Source organism: Mesorhizobium sp. HAY1-8B (genome assembly GCF_056868045.1).
In genome coordinates this window covers 536,493-557,834 of the sequence record NZ_CP200321.1, presented here as the reverse complement: position 1 = coordinate 557,834, position 21,342 = coordinate 536,493, and the positions used below count along the sequence as shown (strand labels likewise).

General features: G+C 64.4%; 16 protein-coding genes and 1 pseudogene. 12 read left to right on the top strand and 5 right to left on the bottom strand.

Annotated elements, in window-relative coordinates; all coding sequences use genetic code 11:
* Positions 1-84 precede the first annotated feature (84 nt).
* Entirely contained in the window at positions 85-357 is a 273-nt protein-coding gene (locus AC1VON_RS02770; protein WP_172348028.1) for an usg protein, read from the top strand.
* 158 nt (positions 358-515) lie between these two features.
* Here the strand turns inward: AC1VON_RS02770 and AC1VON_RS02765 are convergent, their stop codons facing one another.
* Entirely contained in the window at positions 516-1,550 is a 1,035-nt protein-coding gene (locus AC1VON_RS02765) for an aldo/keto reductase (RefSeq protein ID WP_483120335.1), read from the bottom strand.
* Between the two features lie 55 nt (positions 1,551-1,605).
* Positions 1,606-2,787 carry an MFS transporter gene (locus AC1VON_RS02760; protein WP_172348030.1) on the bottom strand — a complete coding sequence of 394 codons (1,182 nt, stop codon included), beginning with the start codon at positions 2,785-2,787 and terminating at the stop codon, positions 1,606-1,608.
* A gap of 140 nt (positions 2,788-2,927) precedes the next feature.
* Between AC1VON_RS02760 and AC1VON_RS02755 the strand changes: the two genes are divergently transcribed.
* Complete coding sequence (locus tag AC1VON_RS02755) at positions 2,928-3,836, top strand: LysR family transcriptional regulator (RefSeq protein WP_172348031.1); 909 nt, start codon at positions 2,928-2,930, stop codon at positions 3,834-3,836.
* 47 nt (positions 3,837-3,883) lie between these two features.
* On the opposite strand, the gene AC1VON_RS02750 is transcribed toward AC1VON_RS02755, so the two are convergent.
* Positions 3,884-4,933: an aldo/keto reductase gene (locus AC1VON_RS02750; protein WP_172348032.1), complete on the bottom strand. Its 1,050-nt coding sequence runs from the start codon at positions 4,931-4,933 to the stop codon at positions 3,884-3,886.
* A 308-nt stretch (positions 4,934-5,241) separates the two neighbouring features.
* Positions 5,242-5,904, bottom strand: coding sequence for a YggS family pyridoxal phosphate-dependent enzyme (locus tag AC1VON_RS02745; RefSeq protein ID WP_172348033.1), 663 nt, complete (start codon positions 5,902-5,904; stop codon positions 5,242-5,244).
* Between the two features lie 156 nt (positions 5,905-6,060).
* Here AC1VON_RS02745 and leuS point away from each other — a divergent pair, with 156 nt between their 5' ends.
* From leuS to AC1VON_RS02730, 3 genes are all read left to right on the top strand, one after another.
* Positions 6,061-8,685: a leucine--tRNA ligase gene (gene leuS, locus AC1VON_RS02740; protein WP_483120334.1), complete on the top strand. Its 2,625-nt coding sequence runs from the start codon at positions 6,061-6,063 to the stop codon at positions 8,683-8,685.
* Positions 8,672-9,250, top strand: coding sequence for an LPS assembly lipoprotein LptE (gene lptE, locus AC1VON_RS02735; RefSeq protein ID WP_172348035.1), 579 nt, complete (start codon positions 8,672-8,674; stop codon positions 9,248-9,250). The genes leuS and lptE overlap by 14 nt, the downstream gene beginning before the upstream one ends.
* Positions 9,251-9,515: 265 nt before the next feature.
* Positions 9,516-12,089 carry a DNA translocase FtsK gene (locus AC1VON_RS02730; protein ID WP_483120333.1) on the top strand — a complete coding sequence of 858 codons (2,574 nt, stop codon included), beginning with the start codon at positions 9,516-9,518 and terminating at the stop codon, positions 12,087-12,089.
* 80 nt (positions 12,090-12,169) lie between these two features.
* Here AC1VON_RS02730 and fsa read toward each other — a convergent pair whose 3' ends face one another.
* Positions 12,170-12,826 (bottom strand): fructose-6-phosphate aldolase, encoded by a 657-nt coding sequence (gene fsa / locus AC1VON_RS02725; protein ID WP_172348037.1) that lies wholly within the window; start codon positions 12,824-12,826, stop codon positions 12,170-12,172.
* Positions 12,827-12,916: 90 nt separating this feature from the next.
* Between fsa and AC1VON_RS02720 the strand changes: the two genes are divergently transcribed.
* The 7 genes and pseudogenes from AC1VON_RS02720 (at position 12,917) to atpD (ending at position 21,254) form a co-directional block, all read left to right on the top strand.
* Positions 12,917-15,100: a primosomal protein N' gene (locus tag AC1VON_RS02720; RefSeq protein ID WP_172348038.1), complete on the top strand. Its 2,184-nt coding sequence runs from the start codon at positions 12,917-12,919 to the stop codon at positions 15,098-15,100.
* A 48-nt stretch (positions 15,101-15,148) separates the two neighbouring features.
* Positions 15,149-15,844 carry an aspartate/glutamate racemase family protein gene (locus tag AC1VON_RS02715; RefSeq protein WP_483120332.1) on the top strand — a complete coding sequence of 232 codons (696 nt, stop codon included), beginning with the start codon at positions 15,149-15,151 and terminating at the stop codon, positions 15,842-15,844.
* Between the two features lie 95 nt (positions 15,845-15,939).
* Positions 15,940-16,334, top strand: a pseudogene (locus AC1VON_RS02710) (AGROH133_08824 family phage infection protein).
* A gap of 246 nt (positions 16,335-16,580) precedes the next feature.
* The gene (locus AC1VON_RS02705; RefSeq protein ID WP_483120331.1) at positions 16,581-17,141 is read left to right on the top strand and encodes a F0F1 ATP synthase subunit delta; all 561 of its coding nucleotides are present in this window, start codon (positions 16,581-16,583) and stop codon (positions 17,139-17,141) included.
* Positions 17,141-18,670 carry a F0F1 ATP synthase subunit alpha gene (gene atpA / locus AC1VON_RS02700; protein WP_019861845.1) on the top strand — a complete coding sequence of 510 codons (1,530 nt, stop codon included), beginning with the start codon at positions 17,141-17,143 and terminating at the stop codon, positions 18,668-18,670. Before AC1VON_RS02705 ends, atpA begins: the two co-directional genes overlap by 1 nt.
* A 32-nt stretch (positions 18,671-18,702) precedes the next feature.
* Positions 18,703-19,587 carry a F0F1 ATP synthase subunit gamma gene (locus AC1VON_RS02695; protein ID WP_172348042.1) on the top strand — a complete coding sequence of 295 codons (885 nt, stop codon included), beginning with the start codon at positions 18,703-18,705 and terminating at the stop codon, positions 19,585-19,587.
* Positions 19,588-19,658: 71 nt separating this feature from the next.
* Positions 19,659-21,254, top strand: a complete 1,596-nt coding sequence (gene atpD / locus AC1VON_RS02690; RefSeq protein WP_172348043.1) for a F0F1 ATP synthase subunit beta — start codon at positions 19,659-19,661, stop codon at positions 21,252-21,254.
* The last annotated feature ends 88 nt before the right edge of the window (positions 21,255-21,342 follow it).

The window sequence follows — 21,342 nt, the reverse complement described above, 5'->3', positions numbered from 1 at the left end:
GATCAGGAAAAATCAATAGACAGTTAAGCAACGGCGCGCACAATCTGACGTTGGGAGGAAGGAGACTCAACCTTGGGGACCGCCATGCGCGACCATTCCGAAATGGACCTGATGCTCAAAGGCTATGGCCTGACCACGGCCAAGATTCTTTATCACTTTCCCGACCATCCCCATCTCCTGCAGAGCTTCATCTGGCAGGACTACGACCTGGCGCCGAAGTTTCCGGCGCTGATCAAGTTCATCGAATTCTGGAAGGCCAAGCTCGACGGGCCACTGCATTCGGTCGTCTACACGCACCAGAAGCTGATCGCGCCGAATGAATGGCGCAAGGTGGATGGGGAGTTCGTGCTGCACTGAGGCGTGCCGATATTCAGGTGAGGCCGGCCTGCGAATGGCGGCTTCCTGCGCTTCCGGTGCTCACGTACGAAAAGTACGCTCCGCTCCGGTTCTCGGAAGCCACCATTCTCGACTCGGCCTGACCTGAATCTCGACACGCCTTAACTTTGGCGCGGTGGTCACACCGCCGGCGGGTTCAGCCGCGCAAAACCTTCCTGGCGGCGGTACGGAAAATACGGGTAGGGCGCGGTCACTTCGCTGGCCGCATCCAGTTTTTTCATCTGATCCGGCGTCAGCGACCAGCCGACGGCGCCAAGGTTCTGCCTCAGCTGTTCTTCGTTGCGGGCGCCGATGATGACCGAGGAAACGGTCGGGCGTTGCAGTAGCCAGTTGATGGCGATCTGCGGCACGGTCTTGCCGGTTTCCTGCGCCAGCGCATCCAGCGCATCCATGACCCGGTAGAGATGTTCGTCCTCGACCGGCGGGCCAAAGCTTGCCGTGTCATGCAGCCGGCTCTTTTCCGGCAGAGGCTGGCCACGGCGGATCTTGCCGGTCAAGCGGCCCCAACCCAGTGGGCTCCACACCAGCGCGCCGACGCCCTGGTCGAGGCCGAGCGGCATCAGTTCCCACTCATAGTCGCGGCCGACCAGTGAGTAGTAGACCTGGTGTGCGGCGTAGCGGGGATAGCCATGCTTGTCGGCCTCCGCCAGCGACTTCATCACTTGCCAGCCGGAGAAGTTGGAGACGCCGACATAGCGCAGCTTGCCGGCACGCACGAGTTCGTCCAGCGTCGACAGCACCTCCTCGATCGGCGTACCTGCATCGAAGGCATGCAGTTGCAACAGGTCGATATAGTCGGTGTCGAGGCGCTTCAGCGCGGCGTCCGTGGCCTTGATCAGCCGCGAACGCGACGAGCCGTAGTCGGCCGGCCCGTCACCCATTGGCAGTGAGGTCTTGGTGGAGATCAGCACGGCGTCGCGACGGCCCTTGATCGCTTCACCCAGCACCTGTTCCGAGGCGCCGTTCGAATAGACGTCCGCCGTGTCGAACAGATTGACGCCGGCTTCCAGGCAGATGTCGACCAGCCGCCGCGCTTCCCTGGCGTCGCTGTTGCCCCAGGCGCCGAACAGCGGGCCGGAGCCGCCGAAGGTTCCCGCGCCGAATGAGAGTGCGGGCACTTTCAGGCCCGATGTGCCGAGACGTCGATAATCCATTTTCTGCTCCTGGTGGTTTGGAAAGAGGAAAGGCAATCCGGCTCGCCGACGAGCGTCAGGACCGGACGGAGACAGGCCCGCCGAGCGCGTTGGTGCGATCGAGGCGCAGGGCCAGCCCGGCCACGGCGAGTGCCGCGACCGGCAGCAGGGCGGCGACCCAGGTGAGCGAACCCAGCCCCATGCCATGGGCGATGACCGCGCCGCCAAGCCAGGCGCCGGCGGCGTTGCCGAGATTGAAGGCGGCGATGTTGAAGGACGAGGCGAGGCTCTGGCCGGCGCCTTGCGCCTTTTCCAGCACCCACATCTGCAACGGCGCCACCGTGGCGAAGGCGGCTGCACCAAGCAGGCCGACATAGATGACGGCCATGACCTGGCTGTGGATGGCGAAGCTCATGGTTGCCAGCACCAGGGCCAGCACGACCAGACTGCCCAGCACCGCCGGCACCAGCCAGCGGTCGGCGACCTTGCCGCCGACGAGGTTGCCCGCGATGAGGCCGCCGCCGAAGACGAGCAGGATCGGCGACACGGCGGCTTCCTCGAAGCCGCTGATCTGCGTCAACAGCGGCGCGATGTAGGTGAACACGGCGAAGACGCCGGCATAACCGAGCACGGTGGTGGCAAGCCCGAGCAGGACCGGCGTGCGGCGCAGCACGGCGAGATCGGCGCGCAGGTCGCTCCTCTCGGGCGCGGCCTGGCTGCGCGGCACCAGGGCCAGGATGACGGCGAAGGCCGCCAGGCCGACCGCGGTGACCGCCCAGAAGGTCGCACGCCAGCCGAAGGCCTGGCCAAGCCAGGTGCCGAAAGGCACGCCGAGGATGTTGGCGATGGTGAGCCCGGTGAACATCAACGCGATCGCCGAGGCCTTCCTGTTGGGCGCGACCAGGCCGGTGGCGACCACCGAGCCGACGCCGAAGAAGGTGCCGTGGGCAAAGGCGGTGATGATGCGGGCGCCCATCAGGGTCCAGTAGTCGGGCGCCAGCGCACAGGCGAGATTGCCCAGCGTGAAGATCGCCATCAGCGCCAGAAGCACGGTCTTGCGCGGCCAATTGCCGGTGGCGATGGTGAGCAGCGGCGCGCCGATGACGACGCCGAGCGCATAGCCCGAAATGAGCTGCCCGGCGGCGGAGATCGAGACGCCGAGATCCTTGCTGACGTCGAGCAGCAGGCCCATGATGACGAATTCGGTGACACCGATGCCGAAGGCACCGGCGGCTAGGGCGTAGAGAGCAAGAGGCATGGCGGTTTCCACTTTGAAAGACGGCCGTCAAGGCGATGAGCGCCTTTGTCCAATCCGCGCCCCCGACCGGGAAGATCGTGTTGCCTGGTGCTGTGAACCAGACTTGATCAGGGCATATTTTCTGTGAAATAGATTCACAGATGGCCAGACCCGACATAAACCGTTCCGGCGAGATCGAAGTCTTCGTGCGCGTCGTGGAGACGGGCAGCTTTTCCGCCGCGGCGCGCGCGTTGCGCATGACGCCGTCGGCCGTCAGCAAGCTGATCGCTCGGCTGGAGGCCCGGCTCGGCGCGCGGCTGGTCAGCCGCTCGACGCGCAAGCTGCTGCTGACGCCGGAAGGGGCGGCATTCTATGAAAGCGGGCTACGCATCCTCGCCGACATGGCAGCAGCCGAGCGCGAGGCGGCCGCGGGCGCCGCGCCGCGCGGGCGGCTGCGCGTCAACACCTACGTGCCGTTCGGGGTGCACCGGCTGATCCCGCTGCTGCCGCGCTTCCTCGAACGCTATCCCGAAATCTCGGTCGATCTGGTGCTGACCGACAGTGTCATCGACCTGATGGCTGAACGTGCCGATGTAGCGATCCGGGCCGGGCCGCTTGGCGAGTCACGGCTGGTGGCGCGCAAGCTCGGACAGAGCCCGGTGGTCGTCGTTGCGGCCCCTTCCTACCTCGAGCCGCACGGCACGCCGCTGACGCCGGCCGATCTCGACACACACAACCGGATGGGCTTCGGCTTCGTCAGGCACATTGACGGCTGGCCGTTCCTCGACGCGCAGGGCAATGCCGTCATCATCCCGATCACCGGCAACACCCAGGTCAGCGACGGCGAGGCAATGCGGCTGATGACGCTGGCCGGGGTAGGCATTTCCCGGCTGGCGCGCTGGCATGTGGCGGCCGATATCGCCGCCGGGCGGCTGGTGCCGCTGCTGGAGGATTTCAACCCGGGCGACGAGGAGGCGACGCACGCTGTCTATGTCGGCCAGGGCCGGCATCTGCCGGCACGGGTAAGGGCGTTTCTCGATTTTCTGGGCGAGAGCGTGCGGCTGGGCTGAACGGTTTTCAGGAGCCCGCCGGCTCCCGAAAAGTCTGTGCCGGCTGCTTATGCTTTGGGCACGAACGGCGCCGGGCGCCGGCCGGCGCCTTGCCGCTCCAGCATCCAGCCGGGATATTCGGACGGCAGCGCGCTGACTTCATCGAGCTTGGCGAGGTCGTCCGCGTCGAGTTTCACTTCAGCCGCGGCAAGGTTCTGTTCGAGCTGGTCCATACGGCTGGCGCCGATGATGACGCTCATCACGAAAGGCTTGGCCAGGACATAGCCGAGCGCCACCGTGGCAACGCTGACATCGTGTTTCTTGGCGATCTCGCGCATGACGCCGACGGCTGCCCAGGCACGATCCTCGTTGACCGGCGGGAAGTTGAAGGACGCACGGCGGCCCTCGCCATTGCCGGGCGCACCGGGGCCGTATTTGCCCGACAGCAGGCCGCCGGCCATAGGCGACCACACCATCAAGCCGAGCTTCTCCTCATTGATGAGCGGCACGATCTCGCGCTCGAGGTCGCGACCGGCGATGGAATAATAGGACTGTATGGTTTCGAAACGAGCAAAACCCTTGCGGTCGGCGATGCCGAGCGCCTTGGCGATGCGCCAGGCCTGCCAGTTGGAAACGCCGACATACCGGACCTTGCCGCTGGCAACGAGATCGTCGAGCGCCCGCAGCGTTTCGTCGATCGGCGTCACCGCGTCGGTACCGTGCAGCTGATAGAGATCGATATGGTCGAGCTGCAACCGTTCGAGGCTGGCATCGACCGAATCCATGATGTGACCCCGCGAGGAGCCGCGATCGTTCGGTCCGTTGCCCATGGTGCCATGGACCTTGGTGGCGATCACCACGCTCGACCGGGCAATGCCGAGGTCCCGCAGGGACTGGCCAAGCAGGCGCTCGGATTCCCCGAAGGAATAGACGTCGGCCGTGTCGAAGAAGTTGACGCCGGCGGCGATCGAGCGGCCGACGATCTCGTTGACGCCCTTCTGGTCGAGGCTGGCGATCAGGCCCCATTGGGCATTCTGGCCGGGGGCGCCGAAGGTCATGGTGCCGAGACAGAGTTCGGAGACGAACATCCCCGTATTCCCAAGCTGGTTGTAACGCATGGCGAAGGCTCCAAAAAATGTGATGACGAAAAACAAATAGGAACGGTACGTTTCGTTTCCAGTGTTGGCGTAATGATGGGGCAGGCGCTGGCTCAAACCGTCGTCGACCCAAGCGCGCGGGCTCACCGGCGTTGCGATCGGATCAGGCTTCCCAGGGATTGAGCATTGTGACGCCGGTATCGTCGAGGTCGCCGACGTTGCGCGTCACAAGGATAGGATCGCGGAAGAGCGCCGTCGCGACTATAATCCATCCGCGTCACGACGAGCAGCAAGGAAATGCCATTGTTCGACCGGTAGATCGTCGGAGACTACCGGCTGCCGAAGATCGCCGAACCGACGCGGACGCTGGTGGCGCCGAAGGCGATCGCCGTCTCATAATCGCCGGACATGCCCATCGACAGTTTGGCGACGCCGGCCTCACGTCCAAGCTTTTCCAGCAACGCAAAGTGGGGGCCTGGGTTCTCGTCGGCCGGCGGGATGCACATCAGGCCTTCGATGGCGAGGCCGTGGACATCGCGGCAGCGGGTTACGAAGGCCACGGTATCGCGCGGTTCGATGCCGGCCTTCTGCGGCTCGGAGCCGGTGTTGACCTGGACATAGAGTTTCGGCGCGCGGCCTTGCCGGGCCATCTCCTTGGCGAGTTCGGCGGCGATCTTCTCGCGGTCGACCGTCTCGATGACGTCGAACAGCGCCACCGCTTCTTTCGCCTTGTTCGATTGCAGCGGACCGATCAGGTGCAGTTCGATGTCCGGGAATGCCAGCTTCAGATCCGGCCATTTGCCTTGCGCTTCCTGGACGCGATTCTCGCCGAAGACGCGCTGGCCGGCCTCGATCACCGGCTGGATGTCGGCGGCGTCAAACGTCTTGGAAACCGCGACGAGCGTCACGGCACCGGCCTGGCGAGCGGCCTCCCGCTCGGCGGCGGCGATCTTCGCCTTGACCGCGAAAAACTGCTGAACGGTGTCACCCATATGCAAATCCCGCTGTTTTGACCCGCGTTTTTAGTCGCCGCGATGCCCATATGGTTGACGGGTTTGCCAAACCATGGTGAACACCCGGACCACATTCCCTGAACCGCCGAGCCAGTGGCCCGCGGTTCGCGCCTGCTTTTAAGTGAAAAACGTCCCATGGCAACCGAACGATACAATCCGCGCGCGTCAGAGCCCAAATGGCAGAAGGCCTGGGCCACCAAGAAGCTTTTCGAAGCGCATAATGATGACCCGAAGCCCAAATACTACGTGCTGGAAATGTTCCCCTATCCGTCGGGGCGCATCCATATCGGCCACACCCGCAACTACACGATGGGTGACGTGGTGGCGCGCTACAAGCGGGCCAAGGGGTTCAACGTGCTGCATCCGATGGGCTGGGACGCCTTCGGCATGCCGGCCGAGAACGCGGCGATGCAGAACAAGGTCCATCCCAAGGAATGGACCTACCAGAACATCGCCACAATGCGCGAGCAGCTCAAGGTCATGGGCCTGTCGCTGGACTGGGCACGCGAATTCGCCACCTGCGACGTCGACTACTATCACCGCCAGCAGATGCTGTTCCTGGATTTCGTCGAGAAAGGACTGGTGACGCGCAAATCCTCCAAGGTCAATTGGGACCCGGAGGACATGACCGTGCTCGCCAACGAGCAGGTCATCGACGGACGCGGCTGGCGCTCCGGCGCGCTGGTCGAACAGCGCGAGCTGACGCAGTGGTTCTTCAAGATCACCGATTTCGCGCAGGACCTGCTGGATTCGCTCGACGGGCTCGACGAATGGCCCGAAAAAGTGAAGCTGATGCAGCAGAACTGGATCGGTCGTTCGGAAGGCTTGCTGATCCGCTGGCCGCTCGCCTCGGACATCGCCGGCGAGCATGAGCTGGAAGTCTACACGACGCGGCCCGACACTATTTTCGGCGCCTCCTTCATGGCCATCGCCGCCGATCACCCGCTGGCCAAGAAAGCCGCCGAGACCAATCCGGCACTGGCGAAGTTCATCGAGGAGGTCCGCCATATGGGCACTTCGGTGGCGGCGCTGGAGACGGCGGAGAAGAAGGGGTTCGACACCGGCATCCGCGTCGTCCATCCCTTCGACGACAGCTGGACACTGCCCGTCTACGTGGCCAATTTCGTTTTGATGGAATACGGCACCGGCGCCATCTTCGGCTGCCCGGCGCATGATCAGCGCGATCTCGATTTCGCCAACAAATACGGCCTGACGGTGGTGCCGGTAGTGATGCCGGAAGGCGAGAATCAGGCGACCTTCCAGATCATCGACGTGGCCTATGGCGACGACGGCGCGATGATCAATTCGCGCTTCCTCGACGGGATGAAGCCGACCCAGGCTTTTGACGAAGTGGCCAAGCTCCTGGAACAGAAGACGATCGGCAACCGGCCGATGGCCGAGCGCAAGGTCAATTTCCGCCTGCGCGACTGGGGCATTTCGCGCCAGCGCTACTGGGGCTGCCCGATCCCGATGATCCATTGCGAGGATTGCGGCGTGGTGCAGGTTCCCAAGGCCGACCTGCCGGTCAAGCTGCCCGACGACGTCGATTTCGACCGGCCAGGCAATCCGCTCGACCGGCATCCAACCTGGCGGCACGTGAAGTGCCCGCAATGCGGCAAGGACGCGCGGCGCGAGACCGACACGATGGATACGTTCGTCGATTCGTCCTGGTATTTCGCCCGGTTCACCGCGCCCTGGGCGCATGAGCCGACCGATCCCAAGGCGGCGAATGAATGGCTGCCGGTCGACCAGTATATTGGCGGCATCGAGCACGCGATCCTGCACCTGCTCTATTCGCGCTTCTTCACCCGCGCCATGCGCGAGACCGGCCATGTCGATCTGGCCGAGCCGTTCAAGGGCCTGTTCACGCAAGGCATGGTGGTGCACGAGACCTACCGAGTCGGTTCGGCATCGAATGGCCGCTGGCTGGCACCGACCGAGGTGCGGCTGGAGGAAGTCGACGGCAAGCGCCGCGCCATCGACATCGCCACCGGCGAGGCTGCCACCATTGGCCCGCTGGAGAAGATGTCGAAGTCGAAGAAGAACACGGTCAGCCCGGAAGACATCACTGACGGCTACGGCGCCGACACGGCGCGCTGGTTCATGCTGTCGGATTCCCCGCCCGAGCGCGACGTCGAATGGACCGACGATGGCGCCGCGGGCGCGCATCGCTTCATGCAGCGCATCTGGCGCCTGGTGTCGACAGCGGCCGAGACGCTGGCGGGCGTCAAGCCTGCCGCGGCTGGCGCCGGTGAGGCGGGAACGGTCTCTAAAGCCACGCACAAGATCCTCAAGGCAGTCGGCGAGGACATCGAGAAACTCGCCTTCAACCGCGCCATCGCCCGCATCTATGAACTGGCCAATGTGCTGGCCACACCACTCAACGAGGTGGCCGAAGGCAAGGCCGATCCGGCGCTGCAAGGCGCCTGCCGCCAGGCCGTGGAGATCCTGGTGCATCTGATCGCGCCGGTGATGCCGCATCTGGCCGAAGAGTGCTGGGAGACGCTCGGCGGCACCGAACTGGTCGCCGAACGGCCGTGGCCGGTCTTCGATCCGGCGCGGGTCGTCGACAACGAAGTCACCTATCCGGTGCAGGTCAACGGCAAGAAGCGGGGGGATTTGACAATTGCCCGCGACGCGGACCAAGGTGCGGTCGAAAAAGCGGTATTGGCTCTCGACTTCGTGCAGAAAGCACTTGAAGGTAAGGCTCCGCGCAAGGTGATCATCGTGCCGCAGAGGATCGTCAATGTCGTTGCCTGATCGGGAAAAGACAGAGCTGAGTCGTTTGCTGCGCCGTGTGGCGTTTGCCGGCCTTGTCGGCTCGCTCGCGCTGGTTTCGGCTTGCACGGTGCGGCCGCTCTATTCCAGCGCGCCGTTGACCACCGGCTCGAGCGCCAATGCCGAACTGGCATCGATCGCCATCAAGCCGGTCAAAACGCGTTATGCCCAGCAGGTGCGCAACAACCTGATCTTCGGCTTTGGGCGCGGTGCCGGCGAACCGGCATCGCCGCTTTATTCGCTTGATCTCAGCGTGACCGAAGCCGTTGAATCCTCCGCCCTCGTGCAGGTCGGAACCGATGAAGACGAGCCGACCGCCGGTTCGGTGACGCTTACCGCCAGCTATACGCTGACCGATGCGAAAACCGGCGTCGTCATCACGGTCGGCAAGCGCGCGATCACCTCCTCCTTCGACAGGCCGCGTCAGGAATTCGCCTCGTATCGGGCGCAGATCGACGCCGAAAATCGCGCCGCGCGCGAACTGGCCGAGGCCCTGCAACTTTCCATCGTCCAGGATCTGGCGCGGCACGGCAAGGCGGCTAGCTGACGCTGTTCTTCGTTTTCTCGAAGACGCCATCTCCATCTTGGTGTCGGGCCGCCGGGCAGCAGCCGGGGGCCTTTTTTAGCACGCTTTTCTAGCCCGACGCAGGGATGAGCGAGTGATCGCCGAATGACGATCACCCGGTCGAATCCCGATCACTCCATATCGTCGCGAAAGATACGTTTCAGTCGCTTTAGCGGCGCTGACGGGAAGCAACTGTTAACCACTCGCTCCCTATTGCTCAGCAGACGTTTCAGAGTGAGTCTTGAGAATGGAATCCAAGCGTTTTCCCCGGGTCAATTCATTGAAGGCAACCTCGCCCGATGACCCCGGGGTAGAGCGTTTCAGCGGCAGGAGCGACAGGGCGGATAGCCAGCGGCCCGACGCAGCCAAGGCCGGCAATTCGCCGCCGCCCGTTCATCTTGGTGGCAACGAAAGCCCCGCCTGGCAGGACTATTTCTTCCTGGCGCCCAATGTGCGGTTCACGCGCACGCCGGACTATGACGCCAGCACAAACAATACGCGGCGCGAGCAGGTTGCTGTCGAGGAAAGTGAACCACTGACGCAGCCAACCCAGCAGGCAATCGCCCATCCGGCCGCGGCACTCCAAGCCGGCTCGTCCTCGCCATCGCCACTGAGAAACCCCGCCCTGGAAGCCGCTCGGCCTCTTGCAGGCAACAGGGCGGTGGCGCATGAAAGGCAGCCTGCCCCTGCCCCGGTATCCGCCCAGCCAAGGCATGCCGGCGACAAGGCGCGGACTGTTGCGCCGGCGGGCTCCAGGACGGCGGCAACGGCACGTGCATCCACGCCGGCAGCGTCTGCTGGCGAGGTTGCGTCACCGGTCAGAACACAAGGCCGCGGAAATGCACGCTGGCCCTATCTGTCGGATCACGTCTTCTTCGAGCTCATGGCGCCCTACATGATCGAGAGCCCGTTGCCGGCGCCACGGGCGGTCTCGGCTCCGCGGCCGGCCGCACCGGTCGTGCCACCACGGGTAGATATCCGTGCCACGCCCACGGCCGACCCGACAGCGTTGTTTCGGGTCATCGAGTGCCTTCCAGTCCTGCAAGCCCCATCCGCCCTGCCGGATGTCCGTCCGGCCAACTCGAACGACGCCGCGAGCAACGCGCCGCAGGATGCCCGGACAGCGGTCGCGGTTCCCGTCGCCGCGACGAGCAACGCCGTTCAGGTCCAGGTCGCGCAAAGCGCGGATGAGACAGTGCAGGCTCCGGCCATGCGCGCATCCGCGCCGCTGCCCAGGGTCGGCAAGATCGTGCCGGCCACGACAGGCGAGGCATACGAACTTCCCTCCGAAGAGCTGCTGCAGCAGCCGCCGGAAGGGCAGGGCTTCTACATGTCGCAGGAGCGGCTTGAGCAGAATGCCGATCTCCTGGAAAGCGTGCTTGAGGATTTCGGCGTCAAGGGCGAGATCATCCACGTTCGCCCGGGTCCGGTCGTGACGCTCTATGAGTTCGAGCCGGCGCCGGGCGTCAAATCGTCCCGCGTCATCGGTCTTGCCGACGACATTGCCCGCTCCATGTCGGCGATTTCGGCGCGCGTCGCCGTCGTGCCCGGCCGCAACGTCATCGGCATCGAGTTGCCGAACGAGACGCGCGAGACGGTCTATTTCCGCGAGCTGATCGAATCGCAGGGTTTCCGCAAGACCAGCTGCAAGCTGGCGCTTTGCCTCGGCAAGACAATCGGCGGCGAGCCCGTCATCGCCGAACTGGCGAAGATGCCGCATCTGCTCGTTGCCGGCACCACCGGCTCGGGCAAGTCGGTCGCCATCAACACCATGATCCTGTCGCTGCTCTACCGGCTGAAGCCGGAAGAATGCAGGCTGATCATGGTCGATCCCAAGATGCTCGAACTTTCCGTCTATGACGGCATCCCGCATCTGCTGACGCCCGTCGTCACCGATCCCAAGAAGGCGGTCACCGCGCTCAAATGGGCGGTGCGCGAGATGGAGGACCGCTATCGCAAGATGGCGCGGCTCGGCGTGCGCAACATCGACGGCTACAATGAGCGCGCCGCCCAGGCCCGCGATAAGGGCGAGGCGGTCGTCATGACGGTGCAGGCCGGCTTCGAAAAGGGCACCGGCGCGCCGCTCTTCGAGCAGCAGGAAATCGACCTTGCGCCGATGCCCTACATCGTCGTCATCGTCGACGAGATGGCCGACCTGATGATGGTCGCCGGCAAGGAGATCGAAGGCGCCATCCAGCGCCTGGCGCAGATGGCGCGCGCGGCCGGCATCCACCTGATCATGGCGACGCAACGCCCGTCTGTCGATGTCATCACCGGCACGATCAAGGCCAATTTCCCGACCCGTATCTCCTTCCAGGTCACGTCAAAGATCGACAGCCGCACCATCCTGGGCGAGCAGGGCGCCGAACAGCTGCTTGGCCAGGGCGACATGCTGCACATGATGGGTGGCGGACGCATCGCCCGTGTGCACGGTCCCTTTGTGTCCGACGCGGAGGTGGAGCATGTCGTGGCGCACCTGAAGGCCCAGGGCCGCCCGGAATATCTGGAAACCGTGACCGCCGACGAGGACGAGGAAGAGGTCGAAGACGACCAGGGCGCGGTCTTCGACAAGGGATCGGTCGCCGCCGAGGACGGCGATTCCAGCTATGACGAAGCGGTCAAGGTGGTGTTGCGCGACAAGAAGTGTTCGACGTCCTACATCCAGCGCCGGCTCGGCATCGGTTACAACCGCGCCGCTTCACTGGTCGAACGCATGGAGAAAGAAGGATTGGTCGGCGCGCCGAACCACGTCGGCAAGCGCGAGATCACCATGGGGCGGCGCACGCCGGTGGCCGCGCCTGACGACGACGGCACGGATTGATCGGCGGCCTTCGGCGATGCTCTTCTCCCGAAAATAAGAAAGGCCGGTTGCCCGGCCTTTCTCATGGAAGCAGTGCGATCTCAGCCGATCTTCTGGCCGGTCTTGGCCCAGTCGGCGAGGAAGGTAGCGAGGCCCTTGTCGGTCAGCGGATGGTTGACCAGCGCCTTCAGCGTCGCCGGCGGCGCGGTGACAACGTCTGCGCCGATCAGGGCCGCCTGCTTGACGTGGTTTACCGTGCGCACCGATGCGGTCAGGATCTCGGTCTGGAAATCGTAATTGTCATAGATCTGCCGGATCTCCTGGATCAGCTCCATGCCGTCCGAGCCGGTGTCGTCGATGCGGCCGACGAAGGGCGAGATGAACGAGGCGCCGGCCTTGGCGGCGAGCAGCGCCTGGTTGGCCGAGAAGCACAGCGTGACGTTGACCATGCGGTTCATCTGAGTGCGGATCGTCTTGCAGGCCTTCAGGCCGTCCAGCGTCAGCGGCACCTTGATGCAGACATTGGGCGCGATCTTGGCCAGGACCTCGGCCTCCGCCATCATGTCCTTGTATTCGGTCGCCACCACTTCGGCAGAAACCGGACCCTCGACGATGTCGCAGATCTGCTTGGTGACGTCGGCGATCTTGCCGCCGGATTTGAGAATGAGCGACGGGTTGGTGGTGACGCCGTCGAGCAGCCCCAGATCGTTCAGCTCACGGATATCCTTGATGTCGGCGGTGTCGACGAAAAATTTCATGGCGGTCTCCTGGCGATTTCGTCGTGCTTGGGAAGGCACGTTCAGCGTTGCTCTTTGATCTAGACCAAAGTCGGGGCAAGGTCACGCCTCATGATCGAAGATTCGCCCTTTGTCGCAGCCGCACCGGTGCTGGTGCCGATGCCTGCCGAACGCCCTTACACCTATGCCGTGCCGGCCGGCATGCGCGTGGTGCCGGGGTCGATCGTGCGCGTGCCGCTCGGACCGCGCCAGGTTGCCGGCATCGTCTGGGACGGCGTGGTCGAGAACATCGACGCGAAAAAACTGCGCCCGATCGAACAGGTTTTCGACTGCCCGCCGATCGACCGCGCCATGCGCCGTTTCGTCGACTGGGTGGCGCAATACACGCTGTCGGCGCCGGGCATGGTGGCGCGCATGTTGCTTCGCGCGCCGGAGGCCTTTGACCCCGAACCCTGGATCGAGGGACTGCAGCGAACGCTCCTCGTTCCCGACCGGATGACGGATGCGCGGGCGCGCGTGCTGGAGACGGCCGAAGGCGGGCTCGCCTGGACGCGATCCGGCCTGGCACATGCGGCCGGCGTGTCGTCGACGGTGATCGAGGGGCTGAAGGCGCAAGGCGTGTTCGAGACGGTGATGATCCCGCCGCGCCCCGTGGTGGCCGCTCCCGACCCAAGCTATGCCGTGCCGGAGCTGATGCCGGACCAGAGCGACGCAGCATCGATGCTGCGCGCCAATGTCGCGGCCGGCGCCTTCAATGTCGCGCTGCTCGACGGCGTCACCGGTTCGGGCAAGACGGAGGTTTATTTCGAGGCGGTGGCGGCAGCGCTCGACCAGGGCAAGCAGGTGCTGATCCTTTTGCCGGAAATCGCGCTGACCCACGCTTTTCTTGAACGTTTCCAGCAGCGCTTTGGCGCCAAGCCGGGCGAATGGCATTCGGACCTGCCGCCAAGAATGCGCGAAAAGGTCTGGCGGCAGGTGGCTGAGGGCACGGTGCGCGTCGTTGCCGGCGCGCGGTCGGCTTTGTTCCTGCCGTTCAAGGAACTAGGCCTGATCGTCGTCGACGAGGAGCATGACCCGGCCTACAAGCAGGAAGACCGCGTCTTCTACAACGCCCGCGACATGGCCGTGGTGCGAGGCCATATTGGCGGCTTTCCGGTCGTGCTGGCGTCGGCGACGCCATCGGTCGAGAGCCGGGTCAATGCGAGCCAGGGCAAATACAACAGGGCCGTCCTCTCCGCCCGCTTCGCCGAAGCGGCGCTGCCGCAGCTGAAGTCGATCGACATGCGGCGCGCGCCACCGGCGCGCGGCGGCTTTCTGTCACCGGTGCTGATCGACCATATGCGCCGGACGCTGGAAAGGAAGGAGCAGTCGCTCTTGTTCCTCAACCGGCGCGGCTATGCGCCGCTGACACTGTGCCGGGTGTGCGGCCACCGCTTCGGCTGCCCGGTTTGCTCGGCGTGGCTGGTCGAGCATCGTTTTCGCGGCCAACTGGTCTGCCATCATTGCGGGCACAATGAGCGCCGCCCCGAGGCCTGCCCGGAATGCGGCACGCTTGACCATCTGGTCGCCTGCGGACCGGGCGTCGAGCGCATCGCCGAGGAGGTCGTCACGCATTTTCCCGACGCGCGGACAATCGTCTTGTCATCGGACCTGATGGGCGGCGTGCGGCGGTTGCGGCTGGAGCTTGAGGCGATCGCCGATGGCGAGGCCGACATCGTCATCGGCACGCAGCTCGTTGCCAAGGGCCACAACTTTCCCAACATGACGCTGGTCGGCGTCGTCGACGCCGATCTCGGTCTCGCCAATGGCGATCCGCGCGCCGCCGAGCGCACCTTCCAGCTGCTCAGCCAGGTGACGGGTCGCGCCGGACGCACCGGCAAGAAAAGCCTCGGTCTGCTGCAGACCTTCCAGCCGGACCATCCGGTGATGCGGGCGATCGTCTCTGGCGACGCCGAGGCTTTTTACGAGCGCGAGATCGCCGAGCGCGAGCGGGCGGCCTTGCCGCCCTTCGGCCGGCTGGCCGGCGTCATCGTCAGCGCGGTGACGCGTGCGGAAGCCGAGGGCCATGCACGCGGGCTGCGCCGCGCCGCGCCCGAGGCGTCGGACCTGTTCGTGCTCGGCCCTGCCGAGGCGCCACTGTCCTTGCTCGGCGGCCGTCACCGCTTCCGCCTGCTGATCCAGGGCGAACGGCGCGCCGACATGCAAGGGTTTATCCGCGCCATGCTGGCCAATGGGCCGAAACAGCGCGGTTCGGTCCGGGTGCAGGTCGACATCGATCCGCAGAGCTTTTTGTGAGTGACGCTTCCAGCGATAGGCTGAGTCCAGCGAGAAACGGAAAATCACATGAAAACCCTTGGCCTTCTGGGCGGCATGAGCTGGGAATCGACCGCCATCTACTATCGGCTGCTCAACGAGATCGTGCGCGAGCGGCTTGGCGGGCTGCATTCGGCGAAACTGCTGCTCTGGTCGTTCGACTTCGCCGAGATCGCCGAGCGGCAGCATCATGGCGATTGGGATGGCGCCGGCATGCTTCTGGTCGAAGCCGCGCGCAAGCTCGAGGCGGGCGGCGCGGAAGGCCTGCTTTTGTGTACCAACACCATGCACAAGCTGGCTGACCAGGTGCAGGCGTCCGTATCCATTCCGCTGATCCACATCGCCGATGCCACCGCGGCGGCGATCAAGCGCGCAGGCATGAAGCGCCCGGCATTGTTGGCGACGCGGTTCACCATGGAGCAGGATTTCTACAAGGGCAGGCTCGCCGACAAATACGGCCTGTCACCCGTGGTGCCCGATGCCGCGGGGCGCGACATGGTGCATCGCGTCATCTATGACGAGCTCTGCCAGGGCATTGTCAGCGACGCTTCGAAGACTGCATACATAGAAGAAGCCGAGCGTCTGCGCCGTGAAGAGGCCGCCGACAGCCTGATCATGGGCTGCACCGAGATCACCATGCTGATCGGCCAGCGCGATTTCGACATTCCGGTCTTCGACACGACGCGCATCCATGCCGAGGCGGCCGTGGAATTCGCTCTCGGTTGATACGCTTGTCCTAAAGTGCCCGGAGCCATCTGGCGCGGCGGTTTTCCTCCGGTAGAATGCCCGCAATTTCAAAACAGGCATTTCGAGGGGACAAAATGGATTTTGCGCTTCCATGGCCGACGAGCCAGGGCGAATGGCTGGCCTGGTCGAGTGCCGTCTTCACCGTGCTGCTCGGCCTTCTGTTTTCCTGGCCCCTAGCCTGGCCTTTCGCATCCTGCGCCTGCAGGCCAAGCCCGAAAAGGCTGCGGCGATCGCCGAGGGACGCGGCAGGATGTCGGGCTTTTATCTTGGCGTCGGCCTGTGCTGTATCCTCCTGGCGCAGCCGCTGATTTACATGGCGCTCGGCTTCTCCTGGCTGTTCACCGCTTTCGGCCGGCTGCTGTCGATGATGTCCGACGGCGCCAACACACCTTTCAATTGGGTTTCCATTGTGGTGGAATTGGTCCTGGCGGCGTTGCCGCTTGCCTTTGCCTTCGGCTTTGTGCCCTGAATCCAAGGGTATTCCGGCGCGCGAGACCCGAGTCTTTCGCCGGATGCGACAATAGTGCCTGAAAAGCATGCGGAACGACGCATTGCGGTCTTAAAATGCCTGTGCTAGACGGCAATCGACTTTCGGCCGGGGATAGCGGAAGCCGCGCCTCCGTGCTCGAAAAAATGCAGTAAGGTCAAAGATTTAGCCAGAGTTTTTGCTCGCGCCAACAATCTGCGGCCTGTCAGACAAGAGAAAAGACGGTCCGTGGCTCAATCGTCATCGCCAATCTCAGGTGTCGCAGAACGCTACGCGGGTTCGCTGTTCGAACTCGCCCTGCAGGCAAATTCCGTGGCCAAGGTCGAGGCCGACCTCAGCAGTTTCGAGGCGCTGCTCGCGGGGAGCGCCGACCTGACCCGGTTGATCAACAGCCCGGTGTTCTCCAGCGAGGATCAGGCCAAGGCCATCGCGGCGATCGCCGACAAGGCCAAGATCACCGGTCTCACCGGCAATTTCCTGCGCGTCGTCGCACGGAACCGCCGCTTGTTCGCCGTGCCCGGCATGATCAAGGCGTTCCGCCAGATAGCGGCCGAACACCGTGGCGAAACCGCTGCTGAAGTGACGTCGGCTCATGAGTTGACCGCCGCCCAGCAGACAGAACTCAAGGCGGCGCTGAAGAGCGTTGCCGGCAAGGACGTGGCCATCTCCGTCACCGTCGATCCGTCGCTGCTTGGCGGGCTGGTGGTCAAGATGGGCTCGCGCCAGATCGATACGTCGCTCAAAACCAAACTCAATTCGCTCAAGCTTGCACTGAAAGAGGTCGGCTGATGGACATCCGCGCCGCGGAAATTTCCGCAATTCTGAAAGACCAGATCAAGAATTTCGGCAAGGAGGCTGAAGTCTCCGAAGTCGGACAGGTGCTGTCCGTCGGTGACGGTATCGCCCGCGTCTACGGCCTCGACAACGTCCAGGCCGGCGAAATGGTCGAATTCCCCGGCGGTATCCGCGGCATGGCGCTCAACCTCGAAGCCGACAATGTCGGCGTCGTCATCTTCGGCGCCGACCGTGACATCAAGGAAGGCGACACCGTCAAGCGCACCGGCGCCATCGTCGACGTTCCGGTCGGTCCGGGCCTGCTCGGCCGCGTCGTCGACGCGCTCGGCAACCCGATCGACGGCAAGGGCCCGATCAAGGCGACCGAACGCAAGCGCGTCGACGTCAAGGCGCCCGGCATCATTCCGCGCAAGTCGGTGCATGAGCCTATGTCGACCGGCCTCAAGGCCATCGATGCGCTGATCCCGGTCGGTCGCGGCCAGCGCGAGCTGGTCATCGGTGACCGTCAGACCGGCAAGACCGCCATCATCCTCGACACGATGCTCAACCAGAAGTCGGTGCACGACAACGGCCCCGAGAAAGAAAAGCTGTACTGCGTCTACGTCGCCGTCGGCCAGAAGCGCTCGACCGTCGCGCAGTTCGTCAAGGTGCTGGAAGAGCGCGGCGCGCTCGAATATTCGATCATCGTCGCCGCCACCGCTTCCGATCCGGCGCCGATGCAGTTCCTGGCGCCGTTCGCCGGCTGCACCATGGGCGAATATTTCCGCGACAACGGCATGCACGCGCTGATCAGCTACGACGATCTGTCGAAGCAGGCCGTCGCCTATCGCCAGATGTCGCTGCTCTTGCGCCGCCCGCCGGGCCGCGAAGCCTATCCGGGCGACGTCTTCTACCTGCACTCGCGCCTGCTCGAGCGCGCCGCCAAGCTCAATGACGATCTGGGCAATGGTTCGCTGACGGCCCTGCCGGTCATCGAAACGCAGGCCAACGACGTGTCGGCCTATATCCCGACCAACGTGATCTCGATCACCGACGGCCAGATCTTCCTCGAAACCAACCTGTTCTTCCAGGGCATCCGTCCGGCGGTCAACGTCGGCCTGTCGGTGTCGCGCGTCGGATCCTCGGCGCAGATCAAGGCGATGAAGCAGGTTGCGGGCTCGATCAAGGGCGAGCTGGCGCAGTACCGCGAAATGGCGGCCTTCGCGCAGTTCGGCTCGGATCTCGACGCCGCCACGCAGCGCCTGCTCAACCGCGGATCGCGCCTGACCGAACTCCTGAAGCAGCCGCAGTTCTCGCCGCTGAAGACGGAAGAGCAGGTCGCGGTGATCTTCGCCGGTGTCAACGGCTATCTCGACAAGCTGCCGGTCAACCAGGTCGGCAAGTTCGAGCATGGCCTGCTCAGCCACATGCGTGCGGCGGGCAAGGACGTTCTCGACGCCATCCGCAAGGAAAAGGCGCTGTCGGACGATCTGCGCGCCAAGCTGAAGGCAGAGATCGACGCTTTCGCCAAGACCTTCGCCTGAGCGAAGCGACAAGACGGGATCAGGTTTGAAGCATGCCTTCATTAAAAGACCTTCGTAACCGTATCGCCTCGGTCAAGGCGACGCAGAAGATCACCAAGGCGATGCAGATGGTCGCCGCGGCGAAGCTGCGCCGTGCGCAAGAGGCCGCGGAAGCGGCGCGCCCCTATTCGGAGCGCATGGGTTCCGTACTGGCCAACATCACCCAGGCGATCGGCGGCGGTGGCGATGCCCCGGCGCTGATGACCGGCACCGGCAAGGACGACGTGCACCTGCTGGTCGTCTGCACGGCCGAGCGCGGCCTGTGCGGCGGCTTCAACTCGCAGATCGCGCGTCTGGCCCGCGACCACATCCGCCGGCTTCTGGCCGACGGCAAGCAGGTCAAGATCATCTGCGTCGGCAAGAAGGGCTTCGACATCCTGCGCCGCGACTATGCATCGATGATCCTCGACCGCGTCGATCTGCGCGAAGTCAAGACGCTCGGCTTCGTCAATGCCGACGCGATCGCCAAGAAGGTCATCCACCTCTTCAACGAGGGTGGCTTCGACATCTGCACGCTGTTTTATTCGCAGTTCAAGTCGGTGATCAGCCAGGTCCCGACCGCGCAGCAGATCATTCCGGCCGGCGTCGCTTCGGCACCCGCCGAGGCGGTGGATGGCGGCAGCGCCGTCTATGAGTATGAGCCGGAGCCGGGCGAAATCCTGTCCGACCTCATCCCGCGCAACATCTCCGTGCAGATTTTCCGCGCGCTGCTTGAAAACGCGGCCGGCGAAATGGGTGCCAAGATGAGCGCCATGGACAATGCGACGCGCAACGCCGGCGAGATGATCAACAAGCTGTCGATCACCTACAACCGCCAGCGGCAGGCGCAGATCACCAAGGAACTGATCGAAATCATTTCGGGCGCCGAGGCGCTCTAGGCGCGGTCCGTGGGCCATCTGGCCCGCCACCGGACCGCGTGAGAAACAAAGGACGAAAAAGGGTAAAGACGATGGCGAAAGCAGCGACCCCCAAGACGGCAGCCCCCAAGGCCGCCGCCGCGAAGACCGCAGCCCCCGCGAAGGCGGCCAAGGCTCCGGCAGCCACCGCGAAGGCAGCTCCGGCAAAGACGGCGGCAGCGCCGGCCAAGGCCGCCGCGGCCAAGACATCGGCAGCGGTTGCCAAGGCAACCGGTGTTGTCGGCAAGGTCCGCCAGGTCATCGGCGCCGTCGTCGACGTGCAGTTCGGCGATCACCTGCCGGCGATCCTGAACGCGCTTGAGACGACCAATGTCGGCAATCGTCTGGTGCTCGAAGTTGCCCAGCATCTGGGTGAAAACACCGTGCGCTGCATCGCCATGGACTCCACCGAGGGTCTGGTGCGCGGCCAGGAAGTGCGTGACACCGGCGCGCCAATCACCGTGCCGGTCGGTCCGGGCATGCTCGGCCGCATCATCAACGTCATCGGCGAGCCGGTCGACGAAGAGGGCCCGGTCGACGCAATCGAAATGCGCTCCATCCATCAGCCGGCTCCGACCTATGTCGAGCAGTCGACGGAAGCGCAGATCCTGATCACCGGCATCAAGGTGCTCGACCTCCTCGCGCCCTACGCCAAGGGCGGCAAGATCGGCCTGTTCGGCGGCGCCGGCGTCGGCAAGACCGTGCTGATCCAGGAACTGATCAACAACATCGCCAAGGCCCATGGCGGCTATTCGGTGTTCGCCGGCGTCGGCGAGCGCACCCGCGAGGGCAACGATCTCTATCACGAGTTCATCGAATCCGGCGTCAACAAGAAGGGCGGCGGCGAAGGCTCCAAGGCGGCCCTGGTGTACGGCCAGATGAACGAGCCGCCGGGCGCGCGCGCCCGCGTCGGCCTGACCGGCCTGACGGTCGCCGAATATTTCCGCGACCAGGGTCAGGACGTGCTGTTCTTCGTCGACAACATCTTCCGCTTCACGCAGGCGGGTTCGGAAGTGTCGGCTCTGCTCGGCCGTATCCCGTCGGCCGTGGGCTATCAGCCGACGCTCGCCACCGACATGGGTGCGCTGCAGGAACGCATCACCACCACCACCAAGGGCTCGATCACCTCGGTGCAGGCCATCTACGTGCCCGCCGACGACTTGACCGACCCGGCGCCGGCGACCTCGTTCGCCCACCTTGACGCGACGACGACGCTGAACCGCGCCATCGCCGAAAAGGGTATCTATCCGGCGGTCGATCCGCTGGATTCGACCTCGCGCATGCTCGACCCGATGGTCGTCGGCGAAGAGCACTATGCCGTCGCCCGCCAGGTGCAGTCGATCCTCCAGCGCTACAAGTCGCTGCAGGACATCATCGCCATCCTGGGCATGGATGAGCTGTCGGAAGAGGACAAGCAGACGGTGGCCCGCGCCCGCAAGATCGAGCGTTTCCTGTCGCAGCCGTTCTTCGTCGCCGAAGTGTTCACCGGCGCGCCAGGCAAGCTGGTCGACCTCGCGGACACCATCAAGGGCTTCAAGGGCCTCTGCAACGGCGACTACGATCACCTGCCGGAAGCAGCCTTCTACATGGTTGGCGGCATCGAGGAAGCGGTCGAGAAGGCACAGCGCCTGGCGGCTGAAGCAGCGTAAAAAGCGAATAGGGAGTAGCGAATAGGGCAAGGTGAGCCGAGCGAGTTTCTTCCCTACTCGCTACTCACTATTCCCTGCTCGCTAAAAT